At 75.5% G+C, this 650-nt stretch carries 2 protein-coding genes; both read right to left on the bottom strand.

Features of this window, described 5'->3' with window-relative positions; all coding sequences use genetic code 11:
* Positions 1-151: 151 nt before the first annotated feature.
* On the bottom strand, positions 152-274 hold the full coding sequence (locus tag GRF61_RS25150) for a hypothetical protein (RefSeq protein WP_282447272.1): 123 nt from the start codon (positions 272-274) through the stop codon (positions 152-154).
* Positions 252-548, bottom strand: a complete 297-nt coding sequence (locus GRF61_RS24240) for a hypothetical protein (protein WP_169153168.1) — start codon at positions 546-548, stop codon at positions 252-254. Before GRF61_RS24240 ends, GRF61_RS25150 begins: the two co-directional genes overlap by 23 nt.
* Between the last annotated feature and the right edge of the window lie 102 nt (positions 549-650).

The raw sequence follows: 650 nt of genomic DNA, 5'->3' as shown, positions 1-650 counted from the left end.
CTAGGGGCGTAACGCCATGCGCTTGCGCTGGGGCCTGCGCCGCCGCTTTCGCTCCTGCCCCGTCTGATAAGGCGACGGGCGCTGCGGGCCCAGGGGATGCAGCGCGGGTTTCGCGGCCGGGCCTGCTCAGCGGTTCCGCCAGCCCGGCTTCTCAGTCGATCCACTCCTCGATGGCCGCCTGCCCGCCGCGCGCGCCCGGCGGCGTGGAGAGGATGTCGGCCACCGCTTCGGTGAGACTGGCGGCGACATGCTCAGGCCGGCGCGGCGGCGGCATGTCCCCATCCCGATCCAGCAGCACCGTGCGGCAGCCGGCGCGGTGGCCCGATCAACCAGCTGCGTCGCAGTTCCAGCGCCAGTTCCGCTGCCGCCTGCAGCAGCAGGCCGGGGCCGGGCAGCTCGCATGGGCAGCCGCACTGGCCCGCATGCGGGCAGCGATAGCTCGCGTCCAGCACGACACCGTGGGGCGACAAGGCCTCCGCCAGCGCGCTCGCCGGCATCGCCGCGCGGGGCGCCGCCGCGCCGCTGGCCACCGGCGGCGAGATCAGCACCAGCCGGTAGCCGGCGCGCTGCAGTCACGCCAGCGCGGGCCCGGCGTCCGGCCGCAGCCCGGCGCTGGCGGTTTCCACCAGCCAGGCCGGGTCGATGAATAC

This window comes from Azoarcus sp. TTM-91, from assembly GCF_012911025.1.
In the GTDB taxonomy this organism is placed as follows: domain Bacteria; phylum Pseudomonadota; class Gammaproteobacteria; order Burkholderiales; family Rhodocyclaceae; genus Azoarcus.
The sequence above is the reverse complement of the archived record's forward strand: the minus strand, read 5'-3'. Positions and strand labels throughout refer to the sequence as shown.